This is a genomic window from Bacillus sp. JJ1533 (assembly GCF_036965045.1).
Lineage (GTDB): Bacteria > Bacillota > Bacilli > Bacillales > Bacillaceae_L > Ferdinandcohnia.
The window spans coordinates 186,492-210,626 of record NZ_JBALOV010000035.1 but is presented as its reverse complement, the minus strand read 5'-3'; the positions used below and the strand labels follow the sequence as shown (position 1 = coordinate 210,626).

Annotated in this window: 24 protein-coding genes; 1 reads left to right on the top strand and 23 read right to left on the bottom strand. The window is 39.2% G+C overall.

The genetic code is table 11. The annotated features are described in order from the left end of the window. From V7138_RS18660 to V7138_RS18605, 12 genes are all read right to left on the bottom strand, one after another. Positions 1-487, bottom strand: a 487-nt coding sequence (locus V7138_RS18660; protein ID WP_335400226.1) for an AAA family ATPase, incomplete at its 3' end; no start/stop codon positions are given. A gap of 128 nt (positions 488-615) precedes the next feature. Continuing rightward, a complete protein-coding gene (rnc, locus tag V7138_RS18655) occupies positions 616-1,347 on the bottom strand; it encodes a ribonuclease III (protein WP_335400222.1) in 732 nt (243 codons plus the stop codon). Positions 1,348-1,597: 250 nt separating this feature from the next. Next, complete coding sequence (locus V7138_RS18650; protein WP_010282514.1) at positions 1,598-1,831, bottom strand: acyl carrier protein; 234 nt, start codon at positions 1,829-1,831, stop codon at positions 1,598-1,600. Between the two features lie 100 nt (positions 1,832-1,931). Further along, on the bottom strand, positions 1,932-2,672 hold the full coding sequence (fabG, locus tag V7138_RS18645) for a 3-oxoacyl-[acyl-carrier-protein] reductase (protein WP_335400219.1): 741 nt from the start codon (positions 2,670-2,672) through the stop codon (positions 1,932-1,934). A gap of 1 nt (position 2,673) precedes the next feature. Further along, positions 2,674-3,618 carry an ACP S-malonyltransferase gene (gene fabD, locus V7138_RS18640; protein ID WP_335400216.1) on the bottom strand — a complete coding sequence of 315 codons (945 nt, stop codon included), beginning with the start codon at positions 3,616-3,618 and terminating at the stop codon, positions 2,674-2,676. Positions 3,619-3,630: 12 nt separating this feature from the next. Next, positions 3,631-4,632, bottom strand: a complete 1,002-nt coding sequence (gene plsX, locus V7138_RS18635) for a phosphate acyltransferase PlsX (protein WP_335400213.1) — start codon at positions 4,630-4,632, stop codon at positions 3,631-3,633. A 53-nt stretch (positions 4,633-4,685) separates the two neighbouring features. Beyond that, positions 4,686-5,264, bottom strand: coding sequence for a transcription factor FapR (gene fapR, locus V7138_RS18630; RefSeq protein ID WP_335400210.1), 579 nt, complete (start codon positions 5,262-5,264; stop codon positions 4,686-4,688). Positions 5,265-5,376: 112 nt separating this feature from the next. Beyond that, complete coding sequence (gene recG, locus V7138_RS18625) at positions 5,377-7,425, bottom strand: ATP-dependent DNA helicase RecG (RefSeq protein ID WP_335400208.1); 2,049 nt, start codon at positions 7,423-7,425, stop codon at positions 5,377-5,379. Beyond that, entirely contained in the window at positions 7,418-8,305 is an 888-nt protein-coding gene (gene sdaAA / locus V7138_RS18620) for an L-serine ammonia-lyase, iron-sulfur-dependent, subunit alpha (protein WP_335400206.1), read from the bottom strand. Before sdaAA ends, recG begins: the two co-directional genes overlap by 8 nt. A gap of 47 nt (positions 8,306-8,352) precedes the next feature. Further along, positions 8,353-9,015 carry an L-serine ammonia-lyase, iron-sulfur-dependent subunit beta gene (gene sdaAB / locus V7138_RS18615; RefSeq protein WP_335400204.1) on the bottom strand — a complete coding sequence of 221 codons (663 nt, stop codon included), beginning with the start codon at positions 9,013-9,015 and terminating at the stop codon, positions 8,353-8,355. A 149-nt stretch (positions 9,016-9,164) separates the two neighbouring features. Then, entirely contained in the window at positions 9,165-10,847 is a 1,683-nt protein-coding gene (locus V7138_RS18610) for a DAK2 domain-containing protein (protein WP_335400201.1), read from the bottom strand. Between the two features lie 16 nt (positions 10,848-10,863). Continuing rightward, positions 10,864-11,226: an Asp23/Gls24 family envelope stress response protein gene (locus V7138_RS18605; protein ID WP_335400199.1), complete on the bottom strand. Its 363-nt coding sequence runs from the start codon at positions 11,224-11,226 to the stop codon at positions 10,864-10,866. Positions 11,227-11,498: 272 nt separating this feature from the next. Here V7138_RS18605 and rpmB point away from each other — a divergent pair, with 272 nt between their 5' ends. After that, on the top strand, positions 11,499-11,687 hold the full coding sequence (gene rpmB / locus V7138_RS18600) for a 50S ribosomal protein L28 (protein ID WP_010282529.1): 189 nt from the start codon (positions 11,499-11,501) through the stop codon (positions 11,685-11,687). A 199-nt stretch (positions 11,688-11,886) separates the two neighbouring features. On the opposite strand, the gene spoVM is transcribed toward rpmB, so the two are convergent. From spoVM to coaBC, 11 genes are all read right to left on the bottom strand, one after another. Further along, complete coding sequence (gene spoVM / locus V7138_RS18595) at positions 11,887-11,967, bottom strand: stage V sporulation protein SpoVM (protein ID WP_010282530.1); 81 nt, start codon at positions 11,965-11,967, stop codon at positions 11,887-11,889. A gap of 261 nt (positions 11,968-12,228) precedes the next feature. Beyond that, entirely contained in the window at positions 12,229-12,876 is a 648-nt protein-coding gene (gene rpe, locus V7138_RS18590) for a ribulose-phosphate 3-epimerase (protein ID WP_335400196.1), read from the bottom strand. Positions 12,877-12,878: 2 nt separating this feature from the next. After that, positions 12,879-13,763, bottom strand: coding sequence for a ribosome small subunit-dependent GTPase A (rsgA, locus tag V7138_RS18585; RefSeq protein ID WP_335400194.1), 885 nt, complete (start codon positions 13,761-13,763; stop codon positions 12,879-12,881). 72 nt (positions 13,764-13,835) lie between these two features. Beyond that, positions 13,836-15,797 carry a Stk1 family PASTA domain-containing Ser/Thr kinase gene (pknB, locus tag V7138_RS18580; RefSeq protein WP_335400190.1) on the bottom strand — a complete coding sequence of 654 codons (1,962 nt, stop codon included), beginning with the start codon at positions 15,795-15,797 and terminating at the stop codon, positions 13,836-13,838. Positions 15,798-15,801: 4 nt separating this feature from the next. After that, the gene (locus V7138_RS18575; RefSeq protein ID WP_335400612.1) at positions 15,802-16,551 is read right to left on the bottom strand and encodes a Stp1/IreP family PP2C-type Ser/Thr phosphatase; all 750 of its coding nucleotides are present in this window, start codon (positions 16,549-16,551) and stop codon (positions 15,802-15,804) included. Positions 16,552-16,556: 5 nt separating this feature from the next. Continuing rightward, positions 16,557-17,651: a 23S rRNA (adenine(2503)-C(2))-methyltransferase RlmN gene (gene rlmN, locus V7138_RS18570; RefSeq protein ID WP_335400187.1), complete on the bottom strand. Its 1,095-nt coding sequence runs from the start codon at positions 17,649-17,651 to the stop codon at positions 16,557-16,559. 4 nt (positions 17,652-17,655) lie between these two features. Then, on the bottom strand, positions 17,656-18,999 hold the full coding sequence (rsmB, locus tag V7138_RS18565; RefSeq protein ID WP_335400183.1) for a 16S rRNA (cytosine(967)-C(5))-methyltransferase RsmB: 1,344 nt from the start codon (positions 18,997-18,999) through the stop codon (positions 17,656-17,658). Beyond that, a complete protein-coding gene (gene fmt, locus V7138_RS18560) occupies positions 18,986-19,939 on the bottom strand; it encodes a methionyl-tRNA formyltransferase (RefSeq protein WP_335400180.1) in 954 nt (317 codons plus the stop codon). The genes rsmB and fmt overlap by 14 nt, the downstream gene beginning before the upstream one ends. A gap of 8 nt (positions 19,940-19,947) precedes the next feature. Further along, positions 19,948-20,421: a peptide deformylase gene (gene def, locus V7138_RS18555; RefSeq protein ID WP_335400179.1), complete on the bottom strand. Its 474-nt coding sequence runs from the start codon at positions 20,419-20,421 to the stop codon at positions 19,948-19,950. An 88-nt stretch (positions 20,422-20,509) separates the two neighbouring features. Continuing rightward, positions 20,510-22,924, bottom strand: coding sequence for a primosomal protein N' (gene priA, locus V7138_RS18550; RefSeq protein WP_335400178.1), 2,415 nt, complete (start codon positions 22,922-22,924; stop codon positions 20,510-20,512). After that, on the bottom strand, positions 22,921-24,123 hold the full coding sequence (gene coaBC / locus V7138_RS18545; RefSeq protein ID WP_335400176.1) for a bifunctional phosphopantothenoylcysteine decarboxylase/phosphopantothenate--cysteine ligase CoaBC: 1,203 nt from the start codon (positions 24,121-24,123) through the stop codon (positions 22,921-22,923). The genes priA and coaBC overlap by 4 nt, the downstream gene beginning before the upstream one ends. Positions 24,124-24,135 lie beyond the last annotated feature (12 nt).

The following is a 24,135-nucleotide window of genomic DNA, read 5'->3' as shown; positions in this document are numbered from 1 at the left end:
CTTCAAAGATGCTTCTTCTCTCTTCAGCTTTACTACTTAAAATCTCTTCTACTTTCCCCTGACTAATAATGGAAAAAGCTTCGCGGCCAAGTCCAGAATCCATAAATAAGTCAACTATATCTTTAAGTCGACATGCTTGTTTATTGATCAAAAATTCACTTTCTCCAGATCGATAGACACGACGTGTGACACTTACTTCGTGGTAATCAATTGGTAAAAAATGATCCTCGTTATCTAATGTTATTGTGACTTCAGCTACATTCAATGCTTTGCGGCTGTCACTTCCTGCGAAAATGATATCTTCCATTTTCGATCCACGCAGTGATTTTGCTGACTGTTCTCCAAGAACCCAACGAATTCCGTCTGTGATATTACTTTTCCCACTTCCATTTGGTCCTACAACAGCCGTTACACCCGGTACAAAATCTACTGCAATTCTTTCAGCAAACGATTTAAATCCTACTATATCTAAACGTTTGAGGAACATAAACTTCCCCCTCAATTCGAAATTCAAGTCCTACATATTTTAACACAAACTTGTATGTTATTGGATTACTTTTTACAGCAACCAATTAGGCAAAAATATAACCCCACGAAATCGTGGGGCACTCTACCTTATTGTTGTTTGTTTTTTAACTTCTTTAATGCTATTTCTGCTGCATGTTGCTCAGCTTCTTTTTTCGATCTACCTGTACCTGTCCCAAGCTCCTCACCATTTAGGGATACTCTTGAAACAAATTCACGACTATGTGCAGGCCCTTTTTCTTGGAGCACCTTATACTCGATGATTCCAGTTCCATCTCGTTGTACAAGCTCTTGAAGCTGACTCTTATAATCCATCACATGAGAAAAAGCACCCGCATTAATTTTTGGTATGACTGTTTGATCTAAAAACTGGTTCACAACATCTAGACCTTTATCAAGGTATAGTGCCCCAATAAATGCTTCAAACACATCAGCTAATAGGGCCGGTCGCTCTCTTCCACCAGTCATTTCCTCACCTTTACCTAGTAAAACAAGCTCCCCAAATTTAAGTTCATTGGCAAACGTAACTAAAGATGGTTCACAAACAATAGCTGCACGCATCTTCGTTAATTCGCCTTCGCTCATAATTGGAAATTTGTTAAATAAAAACTTGGAAATGGTTAGCTCTAAAACAGCATCTCCTAAAAATTCTAGCCGTTCATTGTCTTCATGCGGCTTTTTTCGATGCTCATTCACATAAGATGAATGTGTAAATGCTTGAATAAGTAGGTTCTCATCTTGAAAATGAATCCCTAGTCGCTCCTGAAAAACTTTAAACTTCGGAGTGAACTTATTGCCTTTGTCTTTATTTATCCGCTTCACCTTACGTAACCTCCAATGAGAAAAGCGCAAACGCCTTGGGATGGAACGTCTACTAAATACCGCCACGTCCTGTGGCAAACGTAGACGTCAGCACATCCTGCGCAAGCCCGACAAGCTAATGTTCTGTGTCAAAAAAAGTCGTTCTTGGACTTTTCTTGACACAGGTTATTAGACCTCGAGGGGCTAGGCGCTTGCGCTAGACACTTTGAGAAAGCCCCGTTTAAATAACGGGACTTTTACAATTTAAGAATTATAGCTGGCTTTTTATGTAATTTACAGCGTCACCAACTGTAGAAATTTTTTCAGCCTCGTCGTCTGAAATTTCCATGTCAAACTCGTCCTCAAGTTCCATAACTAGTTCAACAACGTCTAGTGAATCCGCTCCTAGATCATCTTTAAAAGAAGCCTCTAAAGTTACTGCTGATTCTTCAACACCTAAGCGGTCAACCACGATTTTTGTAATTCTCTCAAATACATCTGCCATTCCATTCACCTCCCCTCAAAGTATTATATTGGTTTACCCTAGGAAAGCGCAAGAGCATAAAGTAAAAAGCAAGTGGTTTTATTTTTATACTGCTTTCAACTTACATCACCATTCCACCGTCTATATGCAAGGTTTGGCCTGTCATATAATTGCTTTGATCAGATGCCAGGAATAAAACAACTCCGGAAATATCAGTTGTTTCACCAAACCTAGAAAGAGGAATTAATTTTAGCATATCGTTTTTAATATCTTCTGGAAGCTGGTCGGTCATTTCTGTCGTAATAAAACCTGGTGCAACTGCGTTAACGTTAATATTGCGACTTGCTAATTCTTTCGCAGTTGTTTTTGTTAAGCCAATTACGCCAGCTTTTGCAGCTACATAGTTAGCTTGTCCAGGATTCCCACTAACCCCTACAATAGAGGCGATATTGATAATTTTACCAGAGCGCTGCTTCATCATTTGTCTAGTTACAGCTTTTGTACAAAGGAACACACCTTTTAGATTAATATTAATCACATCGTCCCATTCTTCTTCTTTCATTCTCATTAATAGATTATCTCGTGTAATTCCAGCATTATTAACAAGGATATCAAGACTACCAAATGTCGAGATAACCTCTTTTACCATATTCGTAACCGAATCTGCATCAGAAACATTTGCCTGAATCGCAAAAGCCTCCTGTCCTAATGCTTTGATTTCATCCACAACTTCATTTGCTTTTTGCTCACTGCCGGAATAGTTTACTGCAACCTTTGCACCTGCTTTTGCAAGTTCAATTGCAATCGTACGGCCGATTCCCCGTGAGGCACCGGTAACCAATGCTACTTTGCCATTTAACATCTTAATTTCCCTCCTTTATTGCTCGAATCGTTGCCTCAAGTGTTTCTATGTCACTGATTGCATAAGTTGCAACTCTACGATTTACTTTCTTAATTAATCCTGAGAGCACTTTACCTGGCCCAATTTCGATAAAGGTATCGACACCTTGGTCTAGCATGTATTGAACTGAATTTTCCCATAATACAGGTGAATACAATTGCTTTACTAGATTTTCCTTAATTTGCTGTGCTGATGTCATTTCAGCTGCGTTTACGTTTGCAATAACTGGTACATTTGCATCATTAATCTCAATCTGATCAAGTACAGCACGTAATTTAGCTGCTGCAGGTTCCATTAATGAAGAATGGAACGGTCCACTCACCTCAAGTGGGATAGCACGCTTCGCACCTTTTTCCTTTGCTAATTCACAAGCCTGCTTAACACCTTCTGCTGCTCCTGAAATTACAATTTGTCCTGGGCAGTTAATATTTGCCAATTGAACTGGATGACCTGCATGAGAAATTTCATCTGTTACCGCTTGTAAGTCCTCACGACTCATCCCAAGAATGGCAGCCATTGTTCCTTGTCCTGCCGGAACGGCTTCCTCCATAAATTCGCCGCGTTTACGAACCGTACGCACAGCGTCTTCAAAGCTTAGTGCACCAGCAGCGACTAATGCGGTGTACTCACCAAGACTATGTCCAGCAACAAACCCGGGTACTATATTAGCTTCCTTAAATTTCTCCAAAATTGCAATACTTGTTGTCAGTAGTGATGGTTGTGCATTTACTGTTAACGTGAGTGTTTCTTGCGGTCCGTTAAAGATGAGAGAAGAGAGCTCCTCCCCTAATGCTTTATCAGCTCTTGTAAAAATATCCTGAACCACTTCTTGAGAATCGGCTAATTCCTTTCCCATTCCCACAATTTGCGAACCTTGTCCTGGAAAAACGAATGCAATCATGCTCATTCTACATTCCCCCTATTCATCTACTTTTGGATGGATGTCCTCTAATGTTTTACGAATTGTACCGGCAACATCTTTTTCAACCATCTCGTATGTTTGTCTTATCGCACTAAATAGACCATTCGCATCGGAAGAGCCATGTGCTTTGATTACAGGTGCCTTTAAACCAAAGAGCCCTGCACCGCCATATTCTGAGTAATCCAGTGTCTTTTTTAACACCTTTAGCTCTGGCATTAAAAGTCCGGCTGCTATTTTACTCTTTAAATTGGTTGTGAAGGCGGTTTTTAGCATCTTAAACATGGATAGAGCAGTACCCTCGATGGTTTTTAAGGTAACATTTCCTGTAAAACCATCGGTAACAACAACATCTGCCACTCCGTCAAGTAAATCTCTTGCCTCAACATTTCCAATGAAATTAAGATGTGTGGCTTTGATTAAGTCAAAAGCATGTTTGGTAAGTTCATTTCCTTTTTTATCTTCTGTACCGACATTTAATAAACCAACTCTAGGATTAGCAACTCCACGAACCTTTGCGGAATATATCGATCCCATGATGGCATATTGAAGCAAGTGCTCTGGTTTCGCATCAACATTTGCACCTACATCTAGCATAAGAAAACCCTTTTTATCCAAAGTGGGGAGGGTTGGTGCTAATGCAGGCCGGTCAATTCCTTCAATTCTTCCGACGATGAAAAGTCCAGCAGTCATGAGAGCCCCCGTATTTCCAGCTGAAATACATGCGTCAGCACGTCCCTCGCTCACCTCTTTCGCCATTAAAACCATGGATGCATTCTTTTTTCTCCTCACGGCTCTTACAGGTTCATCTGTACCTTCAATTATTTCTGTTGTATGTATGATTGTTATTCTTTCATCTTCAGTCATATATTGACGAATCTTTGCTTCATCACCAATTAAAGTTACTTCCAGATCTTTATAATGCTGTAATGCAGTCATTGTTCCCTTAACAATTTCCTCTGGTGCATGATCTCCACCCATTGCATCTATCGCAAGTTTCATCTTAATCATTCCTTTTGTTTCTATTGAGAGCTGGGTACTTGTTTTGTTCACTATTATGAATCAGTTTTTACTTGTTTATTAGAACGATACATTGTAAATTCACCGGAAAACACGATTTCATTTCCGACATAACTATTTACATCTACAATCGTTCGATCTTTTTCCTGTGAACCCTTTACTTTAGCTTTTGCAACAACTCTCTCCCCGGCTTTTACCTGTCTTGTAAACCGAATATTTGCCTTTGCAGTAAGGGCAAGTTCATCATTAATAACAGCAACCGCTAATGAGTTTGCTTGGGCAAAAAGATGATGTCCACGAGCAATTTGATTTCGTTTAAACACATGCTCATTTGTGACATCAAAAATTGAAATTGCACTTTCGTCTAGTTCAATATCGATAATTTCACCAATGACTTCTTCAATTGGCAAAGCTTTGACTTCATCATCTAGTTTTTTCTCAGCAACATTCTTAATTCTCTCACGAAGCTCAGGGATGGATAACTCCAAACGATCCAAACGAATCGTTTGAACACTAACCTTGAATTTTTCGGCTAAGTCTTCATCCGTAATAAATGGATTCACTTTTATTGTTCCCTTAAGTAGTTGCTGCCGTTCTTTTTTATTTCTTCTCATTAAAAATACACCGTCCGCACTCTTATGACTAGGTACTAATAGTTAGTATATAATTTAAAAAGGCAGATTGCAAGAAAAAAAACTCCTTACAATCTGCCTTAAAGCAAATGGTTTAATCCAGTTTTTCTCCATCTAAAATACCCGTTTGTAATAAATCCTCCCGGAGGTATTTATACGATTGATCCTCCCAAAACGCCTTTGAATTAATTAGTTTGGCAGCATCATTTCGGGCTACTTCTAGTGTACGATAATCATGAACCATGTCAGCTACCTTAAATTCAGGGACGCCACTTTGTTTACGACCAAAGAAGTCACCTGGTCCACGAAGCTCCAGATCTTTTTCTGACAGAACAAAGCCATCATTTGTTTCTGTCATGATCCGCATTCTCTCTTTTCCAACTTCAGATTTTGGGTCAGCAAGAAGAATACAATAAGATTGTTCACTACCTCTTCCGACACGTCCTCGTAATTGGTGTAGTTGGGAAAGACCGAAACGCTCAGCATCATAAATCACCATCAAAGTGGCATTTGGAACGTTTACACCTACCTCAACAACCGTTGTGGATACGAGAATTTGAACTTCATTTTCACTAAATTGTCTCATTACATCTTCTTTTTCTTCTGCAGATAATCGACCATGCATTAATCCAACTTTCGCCTTGTTTTGAAAATGGAAGGAGAGCATCGTATGAACATCAATCGCATTTTGAACATCTAACTTATCGGATTCCTCAATCAGCGGACAGATGACATAGGCTTGTCTCCCTTTTGCAAGCTCTTTTTCAATAAAGACTAAAATCCGCTCAAGCATGTCATGCTTTACCCAATAGGTTTCAATTTTTTTTCTGCCTGCTGGCATTTCATCAATCACCGAAACGTCCATCTCACCAAAAACCGTTATCGCAAGCGTCCTTGGAATTGGAGTTGCAGTCATGAAAAGCACATCTGGATTTTCACCCTTTTCACGTAAAACTCTGCGCTGCTCTACACCAAAACGATGCTGTTCATCTGTAATTACGAGACCAAGCTTTTTGAAATTAACCTCATCCTGGATAAGCGCATGGGTACCTACCAAAATATGAATTTCCCCTGTTTTAAGCTGTTCGAGTATTTCTCTTCTTCGTTTGCCTTTCACAGAGCTTGTTAAAAGTTGAATATTTAATCCGTAATTTGAGAAAAGCTCAGCAAGTGACTGGGCATGCTGTTCAGCTAAAATTTCTGTTGGCACCATTAATGCTCCTTGACATCCCGAAAGGATTGCAGCATATAAAGAAATCGCTGCAACCACGGTCTTTCCTGAACCAACATCACCTTGAAGTAATCGATTCATTCGATAGGGTGAACGTAAATCATCGATTATTTCATCAACAACGCGGTTTTGGGCACTTGTAAGCGGAAATGGTAATCCATTCGTAAATTCCTCTAGCTTCCCGGTCTGAAACTCCATGGGTGTGCCCGATGTTTGTTCACGCTCAAATTTTCTTAATGCCTGCATTTTAAGTTGAAACAGCAGAAACTCTTCATACACAAAACGTCTTCTGGCTTGTTTTAAGTCCTGATGACCAGATGGATGATGCATGATTTTAATAGCATCCTTCTTAGGTAAAAGCCGATACCTTGCTAATAATTGCTCAGGAAGATTGTCCTCAATTTGTTCACCAAACTGGTTAAGAGCAAGTGCGATAAACCGCTTCATTCCTTTTACCGTGATTTTCCCTTTTACGGAATACACAGGTTCAATAAGGTTATCCTTTATCATCGGCCCGAAGACAATCTCACTAACCGTTATGGTTTGCCGATGCTGATCCCATTTTCCTGTAACTGTAACAGTATCATTTAACGAGATCTTATTTTTATAATATGGCCGATTAAAACAGGTCGCTGTTATTAAATAGCGACCTACCAAGACCCTGAAAGTTAAGCGTGATCGTTTTCGATTGTAATAGGTTAACAGGGGTTCACTGTGAACCTTCCCCTCAATCGTTATTTTCTCCTCGTGCTTCACCTCGGCAAGGTCTCGTAAATTATAATCTTCAAATCGATATGGAAAGTATAAAAGTAGGTCAAGAATAGTAAAAATGTGCATCTCATTTAGCTGAATTCCTGTTTCTTCACCGATCCCTTTAATTTCAGTGACAGGCTGCAGTAATTGACTATTCACTTTTGGTTAGCGAAATCCCAAAGATCTTTGCTTCAAGTGCACGACCTGTTTGGGTTGCCGCTAGCCCTCCCCGTGCTGTCTCTTTTAACGCCGTCGGCATTGTCTGACCTATTCTATACATTGCATCGATTACTTCATCACATGGAATTCGGCTTGTAATACCCGCCAATGCCATATCTGCGGCGACCATCGCATTAGCTGCACCCATTGCATTACGCTTAACACAAGGCACCTCGACGAGACCGGCAACTGGGTCACAGACGAGACCAAGCATGTTTTTTAAGGTAATCGCCATTGCTTCAGCAGATTGCTGTGGTGTGCCTCCTGCCATTTCAACTATGGCTGCCGCAGCCATTCCGGCAGCTGAGCCCACTTCTGCTTGGCAGCCACCCGCTGCACCTGAGATGGAAGCGTTATTGGCAACTACAAATCCAAATGCCCCAGCTGTAAACAAAAACTGAACCATCTCGTCTTTTGTCGGATTCAATTTTTCCTTCACCGCAAATAAAGTTCCTGGAACAACTCCAGCAGAACCAGCAGTAGGTGTTGCACAAATGGTTCCCATTGCCGCATTGACTTCATTTGTCGCTACAGCCTTACTAACAGCATCAAGTACGGTTTTACCAGTTAAAAAGTTTCCTTTTTTTATATAGTTTTGTAACAGAACAGCATCTCCTCCTGTTAAACCAGAATGAGATGAAACGCCAGCAAGTCCTCTTTCGACCGCTTTTTCCATTACTTCAAGGTTGCGTTCCATTTGAGCGATGATTTCTTCACGGCTTTTTCCTGTAACTTCTATCTCTTGTTCAATCATCACATCTGCTATTTTCATATTTTTAGTAGTGGCAAGTTCTACTAACTCAGCAACATTACGAAACATACAAAAACCTCCTGTCGAGTAAACGTTTAAAACGTTTTTTATGATGCCTATTCGACAATTTTAGCTACTTTTAAAATATTGGGTAAGGTAGATAGTTCATCTAAAACCTGTCCATCGATGTTTTGGTCAACTTCAATTGTCATCAATGCTTGCATCCCTTTTTCTTTCCGTGCTACTTCCATATGACCGATGTTAATCGCGTATTTTGCAAGCACATTCGCAACGCCTGCAATGGCGCCATAACGGTCATTGTGGACGACAAGAATAGCTGGATGATTCCCAGATAAACGAAGCTGAAAGCCATTTAACTCAGTAATTTCAATTTTTCCGCCACCTATCGATATACCGACAAGCTCCAACTCCCCCTCTTCATCACCAATTGAAACTCGAGCGGTATTAGGGTGTTCCGGAATCGCTTCTTCTTCTGTGAATTTTATTTGCATACCTGATTCTTTTGCAATTTCCAAAGATGTTTTAATTCTTTCATCAAATGTGTCAAAATCAAGCAGACCACCAATGATCGCAACATCTGTTCCATGGCCTTTATACGTCTCGGCAAATGATCCGTAAAAGGAGATGTTTGCCCATTTTGGTTCTCGACCAAATAAGCTTCTAGCGACTCTTCCAATACGCGCTGCTCCAGCTGTATGGGAGCTTGACGGACCAATCATGACCGGACCAATAATGTCAAAAACACTTCTAAATTTCATATTTTTTCCCCCATCCTTACTATAAATTTATGGAGTAAGGTCAAACTGTGTTCCTACATATTACTCTATTTGTCCTTGACTTTTTTATCTACAGGAAATTGTCCCCAAACATTGAAATAGAAGGGATTGATCCCTTCTATTTCATCATCTTATTCAACTGAGAAAATAAATGCATAAAGTGGCTGCTCACCATTATGGACTTCAACTTCAATATCTTCAAACTCTTCTTCAAGATATTGGACAATCTGCTCGACCTCATCCTCTGAGGAGTCCTGCCCATAAATAATTGTCACAATTTCATCATCATCTGCAGAAATAATTTTTGCTAATAAGTCTTTTGCAGCTTTTAGCTTATCCCTATCGGTTACAACAATTTTCCCTTCGGCAATTCCCATGAAATCATCTTTCGCAATGTCGATACCGTCGATATTGGTATCGCGTACCGCATACGTGATTTGACCCGTTTTTACATTGCTTAAAGCACTTGTCATAGTCTTATGATTTGCTTCTAATTCACCAGCCGGGTTAAAGGCAAGTAATGCAGACATCCCTTGAGGTACTGTTCGTGAAGGTACAACAATCACGTTACCATCAACGACGGATGATGCCTGTTCAGCTGCCATAATAATATTTTTGTTATTTGGAAGAATGATAAAGTTTTCCGCATGTACTGATTCAATTGCTTTAACAAAATCCTCAGTACTAGGATTCATCGTTTGTCCACCTTCAATAACAACATGAGCTCCAATGCTCTTAAATAATTCTGTAATTCCTGAGCCCATCGCAACAGTGATAATCGCATATTTTTCTTTTTCTTTGTTACGTTTCATTTGTTCTGGAGCAAGTGTCTCATCTTCATTTAAAATGGCTGTATGCTGTTCACGCATATTTTCAATCTTCATTTTAATCAAGCTACCGTAGCGCTGGCCATATGATAAAACCTCACCAGGTTGCTCGGAATGAATATGTACTTTCACAATATCTTCGTCAGAGATCACTAATAACGAATCACCATAGTGACTTAAATCATTTCGGAACTGTTCTTCAGAAAATGGATGCTTGCTTGTTTTTTCCGGTTCAAACTTGACCATGAATTCTGTACAGTAACCAAATACAATATCCTCTGTATTCATATGACTCTGAACACTTTTATGATGCTCCGCATTTACAAGCTCATTCATTGATGGTGTTGCAATCGACATATTATCAATTGTCTCACCTTTTAATTCTGATAGGAATCCTTCGTAAACTAGCACTAACCCTTGACCACCACTATCTACAACCCCAACTTCCTTTAATACAGGTAGTAGATCAGGTGTACGGTTTAATGATGCTTTAGCTTCCTTTAAGAGTTCTTCCATCACAACAACAATGTCAGTCTCATTCTTCGCAGCATCAACAGCTTGTTTTGCTGCATCTTTTGCCACTGTTAAAATTGTTCCTTCAACTGGTTTCATAACAGCTTTATAGGCTGTTTCCACACCCATTTCAAAGGCATGGGCAAATTCACTAGCGTTCAACGTTTCCTTTTGTTCGATCGCTTTAGAAAAACCTCTGAAAAGTTGAGAAAGAATAACACCAGAGTTACCACGCGCTCCCATTAATAGTCCGCGCGCTAAAGATGATCCAACCTTTCCAATATGTGGGGTAACATTATTTTTTACTTCTTTTGCACCAGATGTCATGGAAAGATTCATATTCGTTCCTGTATCACCATCTGGTACAGGGAAAACGTTAAGGGCATCTACCATTTTTGCATTATTAGATAAATGTGTTGCTCCTAATAACACCATTTTTGCAAAACGTTTTCCATCTAATGTAGTAATTGACACGCAATTTTCCTCCTCTTTATGGGTTCGTTACACGAACTCCTTGCACGTAAATATTAACCGAGTTTACAGCAAGTCCTACTGTTTGGTCTAATGTATATTTCACCTTAGATTGAACATTGTGGGCAACCTCAGAGATTTTCGTGCCATAACTTACAATTATGTACATGTCGATATGCACTTCATCATTTGCTTGACGTACAACAATACCACGGGCAAAATTTTCTTTTCGTAAAAGTTCAGAAATACCATCTTTAATTTGACTTTTTGAAGCCATTCCGACGATCCCGTAACAATCGATAGCAGCTCCACCAGCAACCGTTGCAATTACATCGTTTGATATATCAATTTGTCCGTACTTCGTTTTTAATTCGATGGACATGTGAGACTCCCCCTTTATAATTGTTCACCTTTGGCTACAGTAATTTTACTATAACATCTCATATTTTAAAAGTAATTCTCAACTTCCTATGTCGATTCATTATCTTTTATTATATAGCTTTTTACTATTTCTATGTCTTGACAAGGATTTTTCCTTTAAAGCACCGTTTTGAAGTATTGCAATATCCCATTAGTTATGATAAATTATATAAGTATTTCTATGAAGAAAGCGATATGTTTGATTGTTGCTGTGCAAGTTAGGAGGGAAATAGAATGGCACGTAAATGTGTAATCACAGGTAGAAAAACTACTACTGGTAACGCTCGTTCCCATGCAATGAACGCTTCAAAACGCAAATGGGGAGCTAACCTACAAAAAGTTCGTATTTTAGTTGATGGTAAACCAAAACGCGTATACGTTTCTGCAAGAGCATTAAAATCTGGTAAAGTAGAACGCGTGTAATAAAGAAAAGCGTAAGGCGCCCGTCAATCGGCGACAAGCATAAGCCAATCGCTTCGGAAGGTGTACTTCACCTTCCGAAGCGATTGGCTAGACCAGAGAGCCGATGGCGCCTGAAGCCAGACAATAAAAATGTCTTAGCTCTTACATTTGTAAGAGCTGAAAATTTGCACAAAAAAAGCACCTATGGACGGTGCTTTTTTTATCCCTTTTTAAATGATCCTAACATCGCACGGACGATACCGCCTAAGAACTTTGGTAACTTAATTGTATAAAATTTCATACTTTCCCTCCTCAATGCAATATCCACGTACTTTCATTGAAATCACACGGTCTTCTTTATTAATAATATTCAAATGAAAAAAAATAGTACCATAGTACATATAAATAAAAGCAAATTCATGTAAACCTCTTAAAACATTCTTATGCCTAATTGATTAAAAAAAGTACAATTCAATTTAAGTTCATTACTAAAACATAGTTCTCACTTAGATAAAATATGCAAAAAAGCATATAAAAAAGAGCAGAAATGTCTGCTCTTTTTTTACAAACCTCGGATTCTTTCAATCGCCGTTTTCCGATCTTCCTGATTATAAATGGCGGAACCTGCAACTAGAACATTAGCACCAGCACGGGTACAAAGCCTAGCTGTTTCTTCATTGACTCCTCCATCAACCTCAATCTCAACATTCAAGTTTTTTTCCCTCACCATTTGTGCAACTTCCTCGATTTTCGGAAGAACAGAATGAATGAACTTTTGGCCACCGAATCCAGGGTTCACAGTCATTAACAACACTAAATCAATATCCTCAATGATATGTTTTATTGTATCTACCGGTGTAGCTGGGTTTAAAACGACGCCAGCCTTGACTCCATGAGATTTAATTAACTGAATGGTACGATGCAAATGCGAACATGCCTCAACATGTACCGTTAAAAAGTCTGCCCCTGCTTTGGCAAAAGCTGGAATGTATTGATCAGGGTTTTCAATCATTAAATGAACATCTAATGGCAATTTGGTTATAGGTCGAATCGCTTCTACAATAAGTGGACCGATTGTAATATTCGGAACAAAGTGACCATCCATGACATCAACATGAATATAGTCTGCTCCCCCATGTTCAACATCCTTAATCTCTTCTCCTAGCTTTGCAAAATCTGCTGAAAGAATGGATGGTGCAATTTTAATCATCATTAGTACCTCGGCTTTCTTTCCTTTATTTCTTCATAAAAACTCACATAGTGATTATAACGGAATTGTTCAATGCTCCCGCTTTCTACGCCTTGTCTCACTGCACACTTTGGCTCAGAGGTATGCGTACAGCCACGAAATTTACAATCTGCACCCGCCTTATATATTTCGGGGAAGCAGTATGAAAGTTCCTCTGCCTCAATGGTTAGAAATTCTAACGAACTAAATCCCGGGGTATCTGCAACAAGTCCATTGCCAACTTCAATTAATTCCACATGTCTTGTTGTATGCTTTCCCCTGCCTAATGACGTTGATATTTCATCTGTTTTTAATGCTAAATCTGGTCGAAGCATATTTAACAGGGAAGACTTTCCAACTCCGGACTGACCTGCAAATACCGATATTTGATTTTCCAATAACGGTAACAGCTGATCAAGACCTTCCTTTTCCTTAGTCGAGGTTAATAAGACATGGTAGCCGATTTCGCGATAGCTTCGTACATAGTTCTCTATTTCTTGAACCGCATCGTCCGAAAGTAAATCCGTTTTACTAATACAAATAATAGGTTCTATATCGTTTGATTCGACTAAAACAAGAAAGCGATCTAACAACAATGGACTGAAATTAGGTTCAATCGCTGAAAAAACCAGTATAGCTTGATCCACATTAGCAATTGGCGGACGAACCAATTCATTCTTGCGTTCTGATACTTCTAAAATATATCCATCTGTGTCATTCTCTGCTTGGAATAACACATTGTCGCCTACTAAGGGAGTTACTTTGTTCTTCCGAAAAACTCCTCTCCCACGACATTGAATCAGCTCACCATCTTCGTTCTGAACATAATAAAAACCACTTAAAGCTTTTATAATTTTGCCTTCTGGCATAGTTTCACTCCTTGTTTTATTCATTCGTCACGACATACAGGGTAGCTAAAAAATCAACTACCCATTTGTAACCTACTCTTCTGGATACGGAATTTCCTCTCTCATAGAAGGTTCACCGTCAATAGACACCATGTATTGGGCAGTTTCACCAGGATTAATGACAAATGTAAGGTCAACAGTTTGTTTTTCCGTCATTTCAATCTCTTTGTAAACATCCGTGATTTTATGTTGAGCATCTTGAATATAAATTTTCACCGTTTGCGGGTTTCCTTCTTCATCAGGTGTATAGTCGATCGTAATCGTCCGCTTCACGTTTTTCGGCTCTTTCGGTTCAGGACCTTTTGACATAATTACTTTGACCTTGTTACCCCTCGTTAATTCAGTTCCCTTTTCAGGTGTTTGCGAAATTGCTTGGCCTGCAGGAATCTCATTTGAAAATTGTTCCTCTGAATAATCGATATTTAATCCAGTTGAGTTGGCATATTCATTAAGTGCATTTTCAGGGTATCCTGTTAAATCAGCAAGATTAATAGTTTCAAGTCCCTTGCTAATCGTAAAAATAACTTCTGTTTCTTCAGGAACAACCTCTTCCCCTTCTTCAATTGATTGCTTAAGGATGGTTCCGGGAGCACTCTCATCGAATACTTCTTCCTTATCAACATAAAAATAATTTTCTTTATCTAATCTAGCCTTAACTTCCTCAAAGTCTTTACCGACATAATCCTTGAATGCCACTTTCTTTTTACCAGTACTTTCATATAAATCAATTGTGGCGCCTTCCTTTACAGAAGCTCCTGCTTCAGGGTCAGTTCGAACAATATACCCTTCTTGGATTTCTTGATCACTGATTTCAATGGTGTCACCAATTTTAAAACCCGCTTCCTCCAGTTTGGAAACTGCTCGGTCATATGCCATATTTGATACATTTGGTACTTCAACATCCTTTGGTAAAAATAATGCAGGGAAAACCGTAACAGCAGCAACACCAGCTGCTATGATAAAGAAAAAGATGATGGCAAGCGTTACTAAAAGCTTGTTTTTCTTCTTCTTTTTCTTTGGTTTTGGTTCGTCTTGATCAGGCTTTTTCATGTTTTTCTGAGAATCTCGGACCATTGTTTCAGCCGATAATGGGCTATTATCTTTAATAATTGGAATGGCTTTTGTTACTTCATCATCCATATTTGGTATTACGAATTTTTCTTCGTTTAAACGATTCGGAAAAAGCGCTGTCTGCAAATCCTCTTCCATCTCTTCAACTGTGTCATAGCGATGAAATGGATCTTTTGCAGTTGCTTTTAAAATAATGTTTTCTACACTCTGTGGGATGGTGGCATTCCATCTTTTTGGTGATGGAGTATCCGATTGTAAATGCTTTAAAGCAATGGATACCGCAGATTCCCCTTCAAAAGGAACACGACCTGTTAATAATTCAAACATAACAATACCAAGAGAATAGATATCAGACTTACGTGTTGACATTCCACCCCTTGCTTGTTCTGGTGATAAATAATGAACAGAGCCTAGCACAGAGTTTGTTTGTGTAATGGTTGTTGAACTTAAGGCAACTGCAATCCCAAAGTCCGTTACCTTCACTGTTCCATCATGGTCAATTAAGATATTCTGTGGTTTGATGTCACGGTGAACAATCTGATTTTGGTGTGCATGTGTAATCGCAGATGTCAGTTGCAGCATAATGTTAATCGCTTCTTTAGGATGAAGTGGTGCATTTCGTTGTATGTATTGTTTCAAGGTTTGGCCAGGAACATATTCCATTACGATATAATAAATATCCTCTTCTTCCCCAACATCATATATACTTACAACATTCGGGTGTGCCAAGCTTGTAGCCGCATGAGCTTCACGTCTAAAACGTTTAATAAATTCTTCATCATTTGAAAAATCTAAACGAAGAACCTTAATGGCTACATCTCGTTCAAGGATTATATCACGTGCGAGGTATACATTGGCCATCCCGCCGCCACCAATGACTTCAAGAATTTTATAACGACCACTTAATCGTCTTTCAATAAGCATAGGATTATTCGCCCTCACTTTCAGACGTGTATTCGACGATTACGAGTGTGATATTATCTTCTCCACCATGATCATTGGCCAATTGAACGAGTTTTTCGCACCTTTTCTCAATAGAATCGTCACTTTCTAAAATGTCTTTTAATTCAGCTTCCGAAACTTTATTCGACAAGCCGTCAGAGCATATTAATAATAGATCACCTTCATCTAAAATGATTGTTTTTAAATCCATTTGGACCTGTGTTTCCGTCCCTAATGCACGTAAAACGACATTTTTTCGTGGATGATGCTCTGCATCTTCCTTTGATATATGCCCAGAACGAACTAGTTCATTAACAAGTGAATGATCTTCGGTAATTTGCTGGAACCCATGGCTATTCAGCAGGTAGCAACGACTGTCTCCAATATGCGCCACAGATGTAAATAGGTCCGTACATATTGCTGCGACAACTGTCGTCCCCATACCCTTGCATTCATCATTTTCTTGTGAATGTTTGTAAAGATTTGTATTAATTTTTGAAATATGCTCTTTTAACCACGCTTCTGCTGATTCAGATGTGGTAATTTTTTCACTTGCTTCCCAAAAGGACTGGAGCTGAGATGTTGTCATCTGGCTTGCAACATCTCCAGCTAAATGTCCGCCCATTCCGTCAGCAACGACAGCTAAAACTTGTCCATCCTTGTTATGGTAAACACCACAGCTATCCTCATTAATTTGCCTTACTTTTCCCCGGTTTGTTAAAAAGAACGACTTCATAAGTTTCACCTCGTCTCCTCTTTACGCTCCTTTGCTCGTAATTGACCGCAGGCAGCATCGATATCATGACCTTGTTCACGGCGAATTGTTACATTTACACCATGCTTCTTTAATGTCTTTTCAAATTCAAAGATCTGTTCTCTTGGTGTTCTCACATAGTCGCGTTCAGGAACATAATTGACTGGAATTAAGTTAACATGACATTTAATTCCCTTTAATAGCTCTGCTAGTTCTTCAGCATGCTCAACTTGATCGTTGACGCCACCAAATAACCCGTATTCAAAGCTAATTCTTCTCCCTGTTTTATCAATATAGTAGCGCACAGCTTCCATTAAATCAGGCAGTTTATACGCACGATTAATCGGCATTAACCTGCTCCTTATCTCTGTATTAGGTGCATGTAAAGAGATTGCAAAATTTATTTGTAACTTTTCATCAGCAAACTTATAGATTTTTGGAATGATTCCACTGGTTGAAACGGTAATATGACGAGCACCAATATTTAGGCCCTTATCATGATTAATAATTTTTAGGAAGGAAAGCATTTGATCGTAATTATCAAACGGTTCTCCAATCCCCATGATAACAAGATGACTTACACGCTCACCCATTTCATCTAATGCTTTTTGAACTTTTACAACTTGGGCAACAATTTCCCCGGCCTCTAGGTTCCGCTTTAGTCCTCCTAATGTTGATGCACAGAAGGTACAGCCTATACGGCAACCAACCTGTGTTGTCACACAGATGGAGTTTCCATAGCTATGTCTCATGAGAACCGTTTCAATTGAATATCCATCATGGAGTTCAAATAAAAACTTCATCGTTCCATCAGCAGAGGTTTGCTGAATGATGGTTTTAAGAGTCGTAATCGTAAATTGCTCAGCAAGCTTCTGACGCAGTGCCGTTGATAAGTTTGTCATCTCATCAAAATTGGTCACCCGCTTCGTATAAAGCCATTCAAAAATCTGATTTCCGCGAAATTTCTTCTCACCATTTTCAATGAGCCAGTTTTCAATCTCTTCTAGTTGAAGAGAGTAAATGGATGGTTTTGAATTTGGTAAGTTTTGTTTTTTTCTTCTAGTTGTTTGTACTTCTTCCAATACATTACACCTGCTTTCTTAATCTTGCAATATAAAATCCATCTGTACCAAAATAATGTGGATAAAGCTGAAGTTGTCCAGTTTTAATATATGGTTTCACTATTTCAGGCAGGTAATTTTCAATTGTCTCATCTAGTATAAAATCTTTGTTTTGTTCAAGGAAGGTTTTGATGACACCTTCATTTTCTTCGTAATCTATTGTACATGTGCTATACACGAGTATACCATCTTTTTTTAATAAAGATGAAACCTCAGTTAAAATGTCTAACTGTATTTTTGCAAGGTTTTCATTGTCTGATGCTGCTTTTGAATATTTTATGTCTGGCTTTCTTCTAATAACCCCAAAGCCTGAACAGGGTGCATCAACCAGAATTTTATCAAAGCTTTGTGATTCGAAAACTTCCCTTGCTTTTCTACTATCAAGAGCCTTTGTTTCGACATTTTTAAGGCCCAATCGATTGACTGCTTCATTAATTAACTTTATTTTATGTTCATGGAGATCTTGGGAAAATACCTTACCTGTGTTATTCAGTAATTCCGCAATATGTGTTGTTTTACCACCTGGTGCCGCACAGCTGTCCAGAATTTGATCACCTTTTTCAACTCCAAGTGCACGGGCTACAAGCATAGAGCTTTCATCCTGGATGGTCAAATATCCTTCCTTAAAGGCTTTTGAATGGGCTAGATTCCCACGAACTGCTTTAATAGCATCAACAGAGACACTTCCTTTTTCTGCTTCAATTCCTTCGTCTTTTAGCATTTGAATAAGCTCTTCTTTTGTTATCACTGCCTTATTAACACGAGCGGTTTGTTCCGGTGGTGTACAATTGACCTCACACATTTTTCGAGTTTCTTCAAACCCTATGTGCTGAATCCAACGCTTAACAAGCCATATCGGATGACTTGTTTCAATCGCAAGTCTTTCCACCTCATCTTTTATTTGCTCTAATGATGGCAAGCCCTCACGTTGGATAGATCGGAGCACTCCATTTACAAGGGACGCTGTACCTTTATGCCCTCTTTTTTTGGCAATCTCGACGGCTTCAAAAAAGATCGCTCGTTCTGGTACCCGGTCTAAATAGACCATTTGGTAAAGAGATAGCCTCAATAGTATTCTCACCCATTGATCAAGCTTTTTGCTCTTTTTTAAAAATGGAGCTAAATAAAAGTCTAATGTATCGCGGCGTTGAAGGGTTCCATAGACAATCTCAGTGAGTAGACCTACATCCTTCCCGTTAACCTCATGCTTTTTAATCATTTGGTTCAAAAGAAGATTGCTATAGGCTTGATTTTTTTCTATTTGCAATAAGATCTCCAGTGCTACATTTCGAACATTAGATTTCGCCATCTTTGTCTCCTAACTGAGTCCCTACCTGTAAATCGGCACCCAACAAGAATTGCTCTGCGCTCATTTTTTTCTTTCCTGCAGGCTGAAGTTGAGTAATTTTTATAAAAGTAGTATTCCCAGTCGAAACAATAAACCCATCTTTTTCAGTTGAAACAACAGTACCAGGTTTTGTTGGTGTAGCGGATGGTACTTTTTCACCCCACCAAATTTTCATGACATCCCCATTTATTGTGGTATAGGCAACTGGCCAAGGGTGGAGCCCCCGAATATGGTTATAAATATCTTCCCCAGTTTTTGTCCAGTCTATCTTTTCCTGCTCACGTTTAATATTTGAAGCAAAGGTTGCTTTGGTGTCATCCTGTTTAATTGGTGTTATCTTATCATCTAAAAGTAATGGAATGGTTTCTGATAATAGCTTTGAACCAGCCACACTTAATTTATCGTGTAATGAACCTACATGGTCTGTTTCAACTATTGGGATTTCTACTTGTGTTAGGATATCCCCTGCATCTAGCTTTTCAACCATATACATGATGGTCACACCTGTTTTTTTCTTTCCTTGAAGGATTGAATAATGAATCGGCGCTCCACCTCTCAACTCAGGAAGTAATGAGGCATGGACATTTATACAGCCATACTTTGGAACTTCCAGTATTTCATTAGGCAGGATTTGTCCAAATGCAGCGGTTATGATTAGATCAGGCTTGTAGCTTAATACAGTTTCTATTTCTTGTTTTTCTCTTATTTTATTTGGCTGGAGGACCGGGATACCGTGCTTTAAAGCCTCTACTTTAACAGGTGGTGGAGTTAACACTCTTTTTCTCCCAACTGGTCTGTCTGGTTGTGTCACAACAGCAACAACCTCATAGCCATCCTCTATTATTTGACGTAAAACAGGTACTGAAAAATCTGGAGTACCCATAAATACTATACGTTCCATGTCATTACCTACCCTTCAATTTCTCCTTCTTCATAAAAACGGTTCACCTTCGAGGTAAATAAAATACCGTGAAGGTGATCAATTTCATGCTGAATCGCACGTGCCATGAAGTCTCTTGCCTCGAATATGTATATTTTCCCTCTACGGTTTTGCGCTCTTACTTTAACATAATCATGACGTGTAACTTCACCAAAAAGGTCCGGAAAACTGAGACAGCCTTCTGGACCTACCTGTTCACCTTTTCGCTCAAGGATCACGGGATTAATTAATTCAATAAGTCCGCTCTCGTCCCCTATATCAACGATGGCGATTTGTTTTGCAATTCCAACCTGAGGTGCAGCTAATCCAACACCGTCTGCCTCAAGCATGGTATCGTACATATCTTTAATTAGTATTGATAGTTTTCGGTCAAAGGTTGTCACCTTTTCACATTCAACCTCAAGTATTTCATTTGGATATTTAACAATTGGTAATAAAGCCAAGTGAGTTCCTCCACTACAAGTTTTTACATATCTAGCTCTATGCGCCTTGCGCTTTCTATCAGTCTCTCTCTTTTATCGTAACTTTAAACTACATCATGATATATGGGTTTAAGTCAATGGATAAGGTAAGTGAGTTTTGTGCTATTTCTCTTTGGTATCGATCAAGAATCCCTTTCAAAAGCATATTAAGATTTGGCTCATTTTTGTATTTTATCATGCATTGGTATCGATATCTATTATTAATCCGAGCAATTGGTGAGGTCACCGGGCCTAAAATGATGGATTGATTTGATAGTGATTTTCGTAAATAGATTGCAATTTTCTCAGCAACATCGACGGTTTTTGTTAGTTCTGGATGTGTTACAGTCACTAAAGCAAGATAATAATAAGGTGGATAAGCATGGGCTTTCCTTATGCGCATTTCATTTTGATAGAAGCCATCATAATTATGATGACTCGCGAGCTCAATACTATAATGCTCAGGGGTATAGCTTTGAATCACAACCTCACCAGGAAGTTCATGACGTCCGGCTCTCCCGCTAACTTGCGTGAGTAGTTGGAACGTTTTTTCTGATGAACGAAAATCCGGAAGATTAAGCATCGTATCAGCAGTTAGGACACCAACTAATGTAACATTTGGAAAATCTAATCCTTTGGCGATCATTTGTGTTCCAAGTAATATATCTGCTTTTCCATCACCGAATTCGTTCAACAATTTCTCATGGGCACCTTTTCGGCTTGTTGTATCAACGTCCATTCGAATGACTCTTGCTTCTGGTAAAACCTTCGCAAGTTCTTCTTCCACCTTCTGTGTACCAGTACCAAAAAATCGGATATGCTCACTACCACACTCATTACAGGTATTAGGCATGTAGGTTTCATACCCACAATAATGGCATTTCAAACGGTTATGTGGCCTATGATAAGTTAGTGATATATCACAATGCGGGCAATTGGCAACATACCCACAGTCCCGACACATCACAAAAGAGGAATGGCCACGTCTATTTAAAAATAAAACCGATTGCTCGTTTCGTTCAAGTCTTGCTGTTAATTTCTCAAAAAGGGGAGTTGAGAACATAGAGCGATTTCCATTACGTAATTCCTCACGCATATCGACTATTTCAACAGTGGGTAAAGGTCTTTGATTGACCCTTTCCTTTAATGTAATAAGCTCATAGACATTCTTTGATGCACGTGCAAAGGATTCAAGCGTTGGTGTTGCACTTCCTAAAATAACAGGGGCATTATGCAACTGACCACGGAATATCGCGACATCTCTTGCATGGTATCTCGGATTATCTTCCTGCTTATAGCTTGATTCATGCTCTTCATCAATAATAATTATCCCGATATTTTCAAATGGAGCAAATATGGCAGACCTCGCTCCAACTACAACACTTACTTCCTTACGATAAATTTTTCGCCACTCATCATATTTCTCACCAATTCCTAGTCCACTATGCATGACGGCAACTCGGGAGCCAAAGCGCCCCTTGAATCGACTCACCATTTGTGGTGTAAGTGAAATTTCTGGAACCAGGACAATCGCTTCTTTGCCTTTTTTTAATACGGCATCAATTGCCTGCATATAGACCTCTGTCTTTCCACTTCCGGTTACACCATACATTAAGAACACCTTATGAAGTACATCTTCAATCGAGGCAAGAATTGGAGAGATCGCATTTTGCTGTTCAACTGTCAATGGCATTGGTGTCGTTTGTTCAAAATGCCTGTCCGCATAGGGATCTCGGTAAACCTCAACATTTTGTTCTGAAATAAAACCTTTCTTTACCATTGTTCGAATGGTACTATCGGTAACGGCAAGCTCCTCTAAAAGCTCCTTTACGAAGATTGGTTTATTGTTTTTCAGAAAAAACTCAAGGACATCTTTCTGTTTTTTAGCTGCCTGTGAAAGCTCTTGAATCACTTTTTCAGTTTCCTCTATTGAAAGTGCAAGCTGCACTTGCTTCATCGTTTTTTTATTGCTACGATTTTTTACTTTGTAGACAACCTCAAGAAGGCCTTTTTTAATATCCTTTTGGTATATATGCAATAAATCGTTTTTTTCAGCGTCTTCCCAGTGAACTTCATCATGCTGTGCAAACGAAGCTTGAATTGCTGGTTCCAATTCGATTCTTTTTGATGGATCAAGAAGTCTTATTTCCTTCTCGTATTTTGCACGCATTGCTGATGGAAGCATTGCTTGTAACGCTGATATCGTAAAGCAAAGTGTTTTTTCTGTTAACCATTTACCAATATGTAGTAGCTCTTCATTCAGAGCCGGCGTCAGATCAAGCAAAGAGTGAATTTCCTTCAGCTTATCCACTCCTGCCTTGTTTGATAGACTCATTACAAATCCCTGGACTTTACGAGGACCAAATGGAACAACGACCCTCATTCCTGGTACAACTACGTCACTCCATTTTTCAGGAATAATATAATCATATGGTTTATCCGTTTGCATTGCAGGAACATCAACAATAATACTGGCAATTTTCATTCCTTTTCGCCATCCAACATTTGTTTTACTTCAAGCAATAAAGTTTTTGCAACATCAAGCTTTGTCATCATTGGCAATTCTTTATGGGTTCCATCCTTTTTATAGATGGTTACAAGATTTGTGTCCGTACCAAAGCCTGCTCCTTGTGTCGTCACATTGTTTGCAACGATCATATCAAGGTTTTTTGATGATAATTTCCGTTTTGCATATTCTTCAATATGTTCGGTCTCAGCTGCAAAGCCAACTAAAAATTGGTGTTCCTTTTGTTCACCTAATGTTTTTAAAATATCTGTTGTCCGTTCAAGTTCGAGGACAAGATCTCCGCCCTTTTTTTTCATTTTTTCAGCATAGACTTGTTTTGGACGATAATCCGCAACCGCCGCTGATTTGATGACGATATCGTTCTGCTTATAATTAGCCATGACTTGTTTGAACATATCTTCTGCAGATTCAATAGGAATCACTCTCACATTAGGTGGAGTAGGAAGATTCGTTGGACCAGAAATCAAGGTTACTTCTGCACCCATCTGGCTTGCTGCTTCTGCTATCGCATAGCCCATCTTACCTGTTGAACGATTTGTAAAGAAACGAACCGGGTCGAGCTTTTCACGAGTTGGTCCAGCCGTAATTAAGATTCGCTTTCCACGTAATACGGGTAGTTCTGAAAAATGGGCCGTTATGAGTGCGACAATTTTTTCGGGCTCTTCAAGTCGCCCTTTCCCAACATATCCACAGGCTAAATATCCTTCAGACGGTTCAATAAATTGATATCCGTCCTTCGCTAACATTTCAATATTCCGTTTTACCGCGGGATGATCGTACATATGGACATTCATTGCTGGCGCAATCCAAACGGGAGCTGTAGTGGCAAGCAATGTTGTGGTTATCATATTATCCGCAATTCCATTTGCAAGCTTGCCAATTGTATTTGCTGTAGCAGGTGCTACGACCACTAAATCAGCCCAATCAGCTAAATCGATATGAGCAATCACGGCTGGATTTATTTCATCGAATGTATCGTAGTACACATCATTTCTCGAAAGTGCTTGGAACGTTAACGGAGTAACAAATTTCATTGCTGAGTCACTCATGATCACTTTTACGTTTGCACCAGCTTGTGTTAGCTTGCTTGTTAAAGCTGCAGCCTTATATACTGCAATCCCCCCACTCACGCAAACTAAAATATTTTTACCTAGCATTGGAATCCCCCT

Bases quoted from the DNA above. Each gene is read 5' to 3' on its own strand.
- V7138_RS18650 (WP_010282514.1), bottom strand. From the start codon at position 1,831: ATGGCAGATGTATTTGAGAGAATTACAAAAATCGTGGTTGACCGCTTA.
- fabG (WP_335400219.1), bottom strand. From the start codon at position 2,672: ATGTTAAATGGCAAAGTAGCATTGGTTACCGGTGCCTCACGGGGAATC.
- fabD (WP_335400216.1), bottom strand. From the start codon at position 3,618: ATGAGCATGATTGCATTCGTTTTTCCAGGACAAGGTTCGCAAATTGTG.
- plsX (WP_335400213.1), bottom strand. From the start codon at position 4,632: ATGAAACTTGCGATAGATGCAATGGGTGGAGATCATGCACCAGAGGAA.
- fapR (WP_335400210.1), bottom strand. From the start codon at position 5,264: ATGAGAAGAAATAAAAAAGAACGGCAGCAACTACTTAAGGGAACAATA.
- sdaAA (WP_335400206.1), bottom strand. From the start codon at position 8,305: ATGTTTCGTAATGTTGCTGAGTTAGTAGAACTTGCCACTACTAAAAAT.
- sdaAB (WP_335400204.1), bottom strand. From the start codon at position 9,015: ATGAAATTTAGAAGTGTTTTTGACATTATTGGTCCGGTCATGATTGGT.
- V7138_RS18605 (WP_335400199.1), bottom strand. From the start codon at position 11,226: ATGTCCATCGAATTAAAAACGAAGTACGGACAAATTGATATATCAAAC.
- rpmB (WP_010282529.1), top strand. From the start codon at position 11,499: ATGGCACGTAAATGTGTAATCACAGGTAGAAAAACTACTACTGGTAAC.
- spoVM (WP_010282530.1), bottom strand. From the start codon at position 11,967: ATGAAATTTTATACAATTAAGTTACCAAAGTTCTTAGGCGGTATCGTC.
- rpe (WP_335400196.1), bottom strand. From the start codon at position 12,876: ATGATTAAAATTGCACCATCCATTCTTTCAGCAGATTTTGCAAAGCTA.
- rsgA (WP_335400194.1), bottom strand. From the start codon at position 13,763: ATGCCAGAAGGCAAAATTATAAAAGCTTTAAGTGGTTTTTATTATGTT.
- pknB (WP_335400190.1), bottom strand. From the start codon at position 15,797: ATGCTTATTGAAAGACGATTAAGTGGTCGTTATAAAATTCTTGAAGTC.
- V7138_RS18575 (WP_335400612.1), bottom strand. From the start codon at position 16,551: ATGAAGTCGTTCTTTTTAACAAACCGGGGAAAAGTAAGGCAAATTAAT.
- rsmB (WP_335400183.1), bottom strand. From the start codon at position 18,999: ATGGCGAAATCTAATGTTCGAAATGTAGCACTGGAGATCTTATTGCAA.
- fmt (WP_335400180.1), bottom strand. From the start codon at position 19,939: ATGGAACGTATAGTATTTATGGGTACTCCAGATTTTTCAGTACCTGTT.
- priA (WP_335400178.1), bottom strand. From the start codon at position 22,924: ATGAAAATTGCCAGTATTATTGTTGATGTTCCTGCAATGCAAACGGAT.
- coaBC (WP_335400176.1), bottom strand. From the start codon at position 24,123: ATGCTAGGTAAAAATATTTTAGTTTGCGTGAGTGGGGGGATTGCAGTA.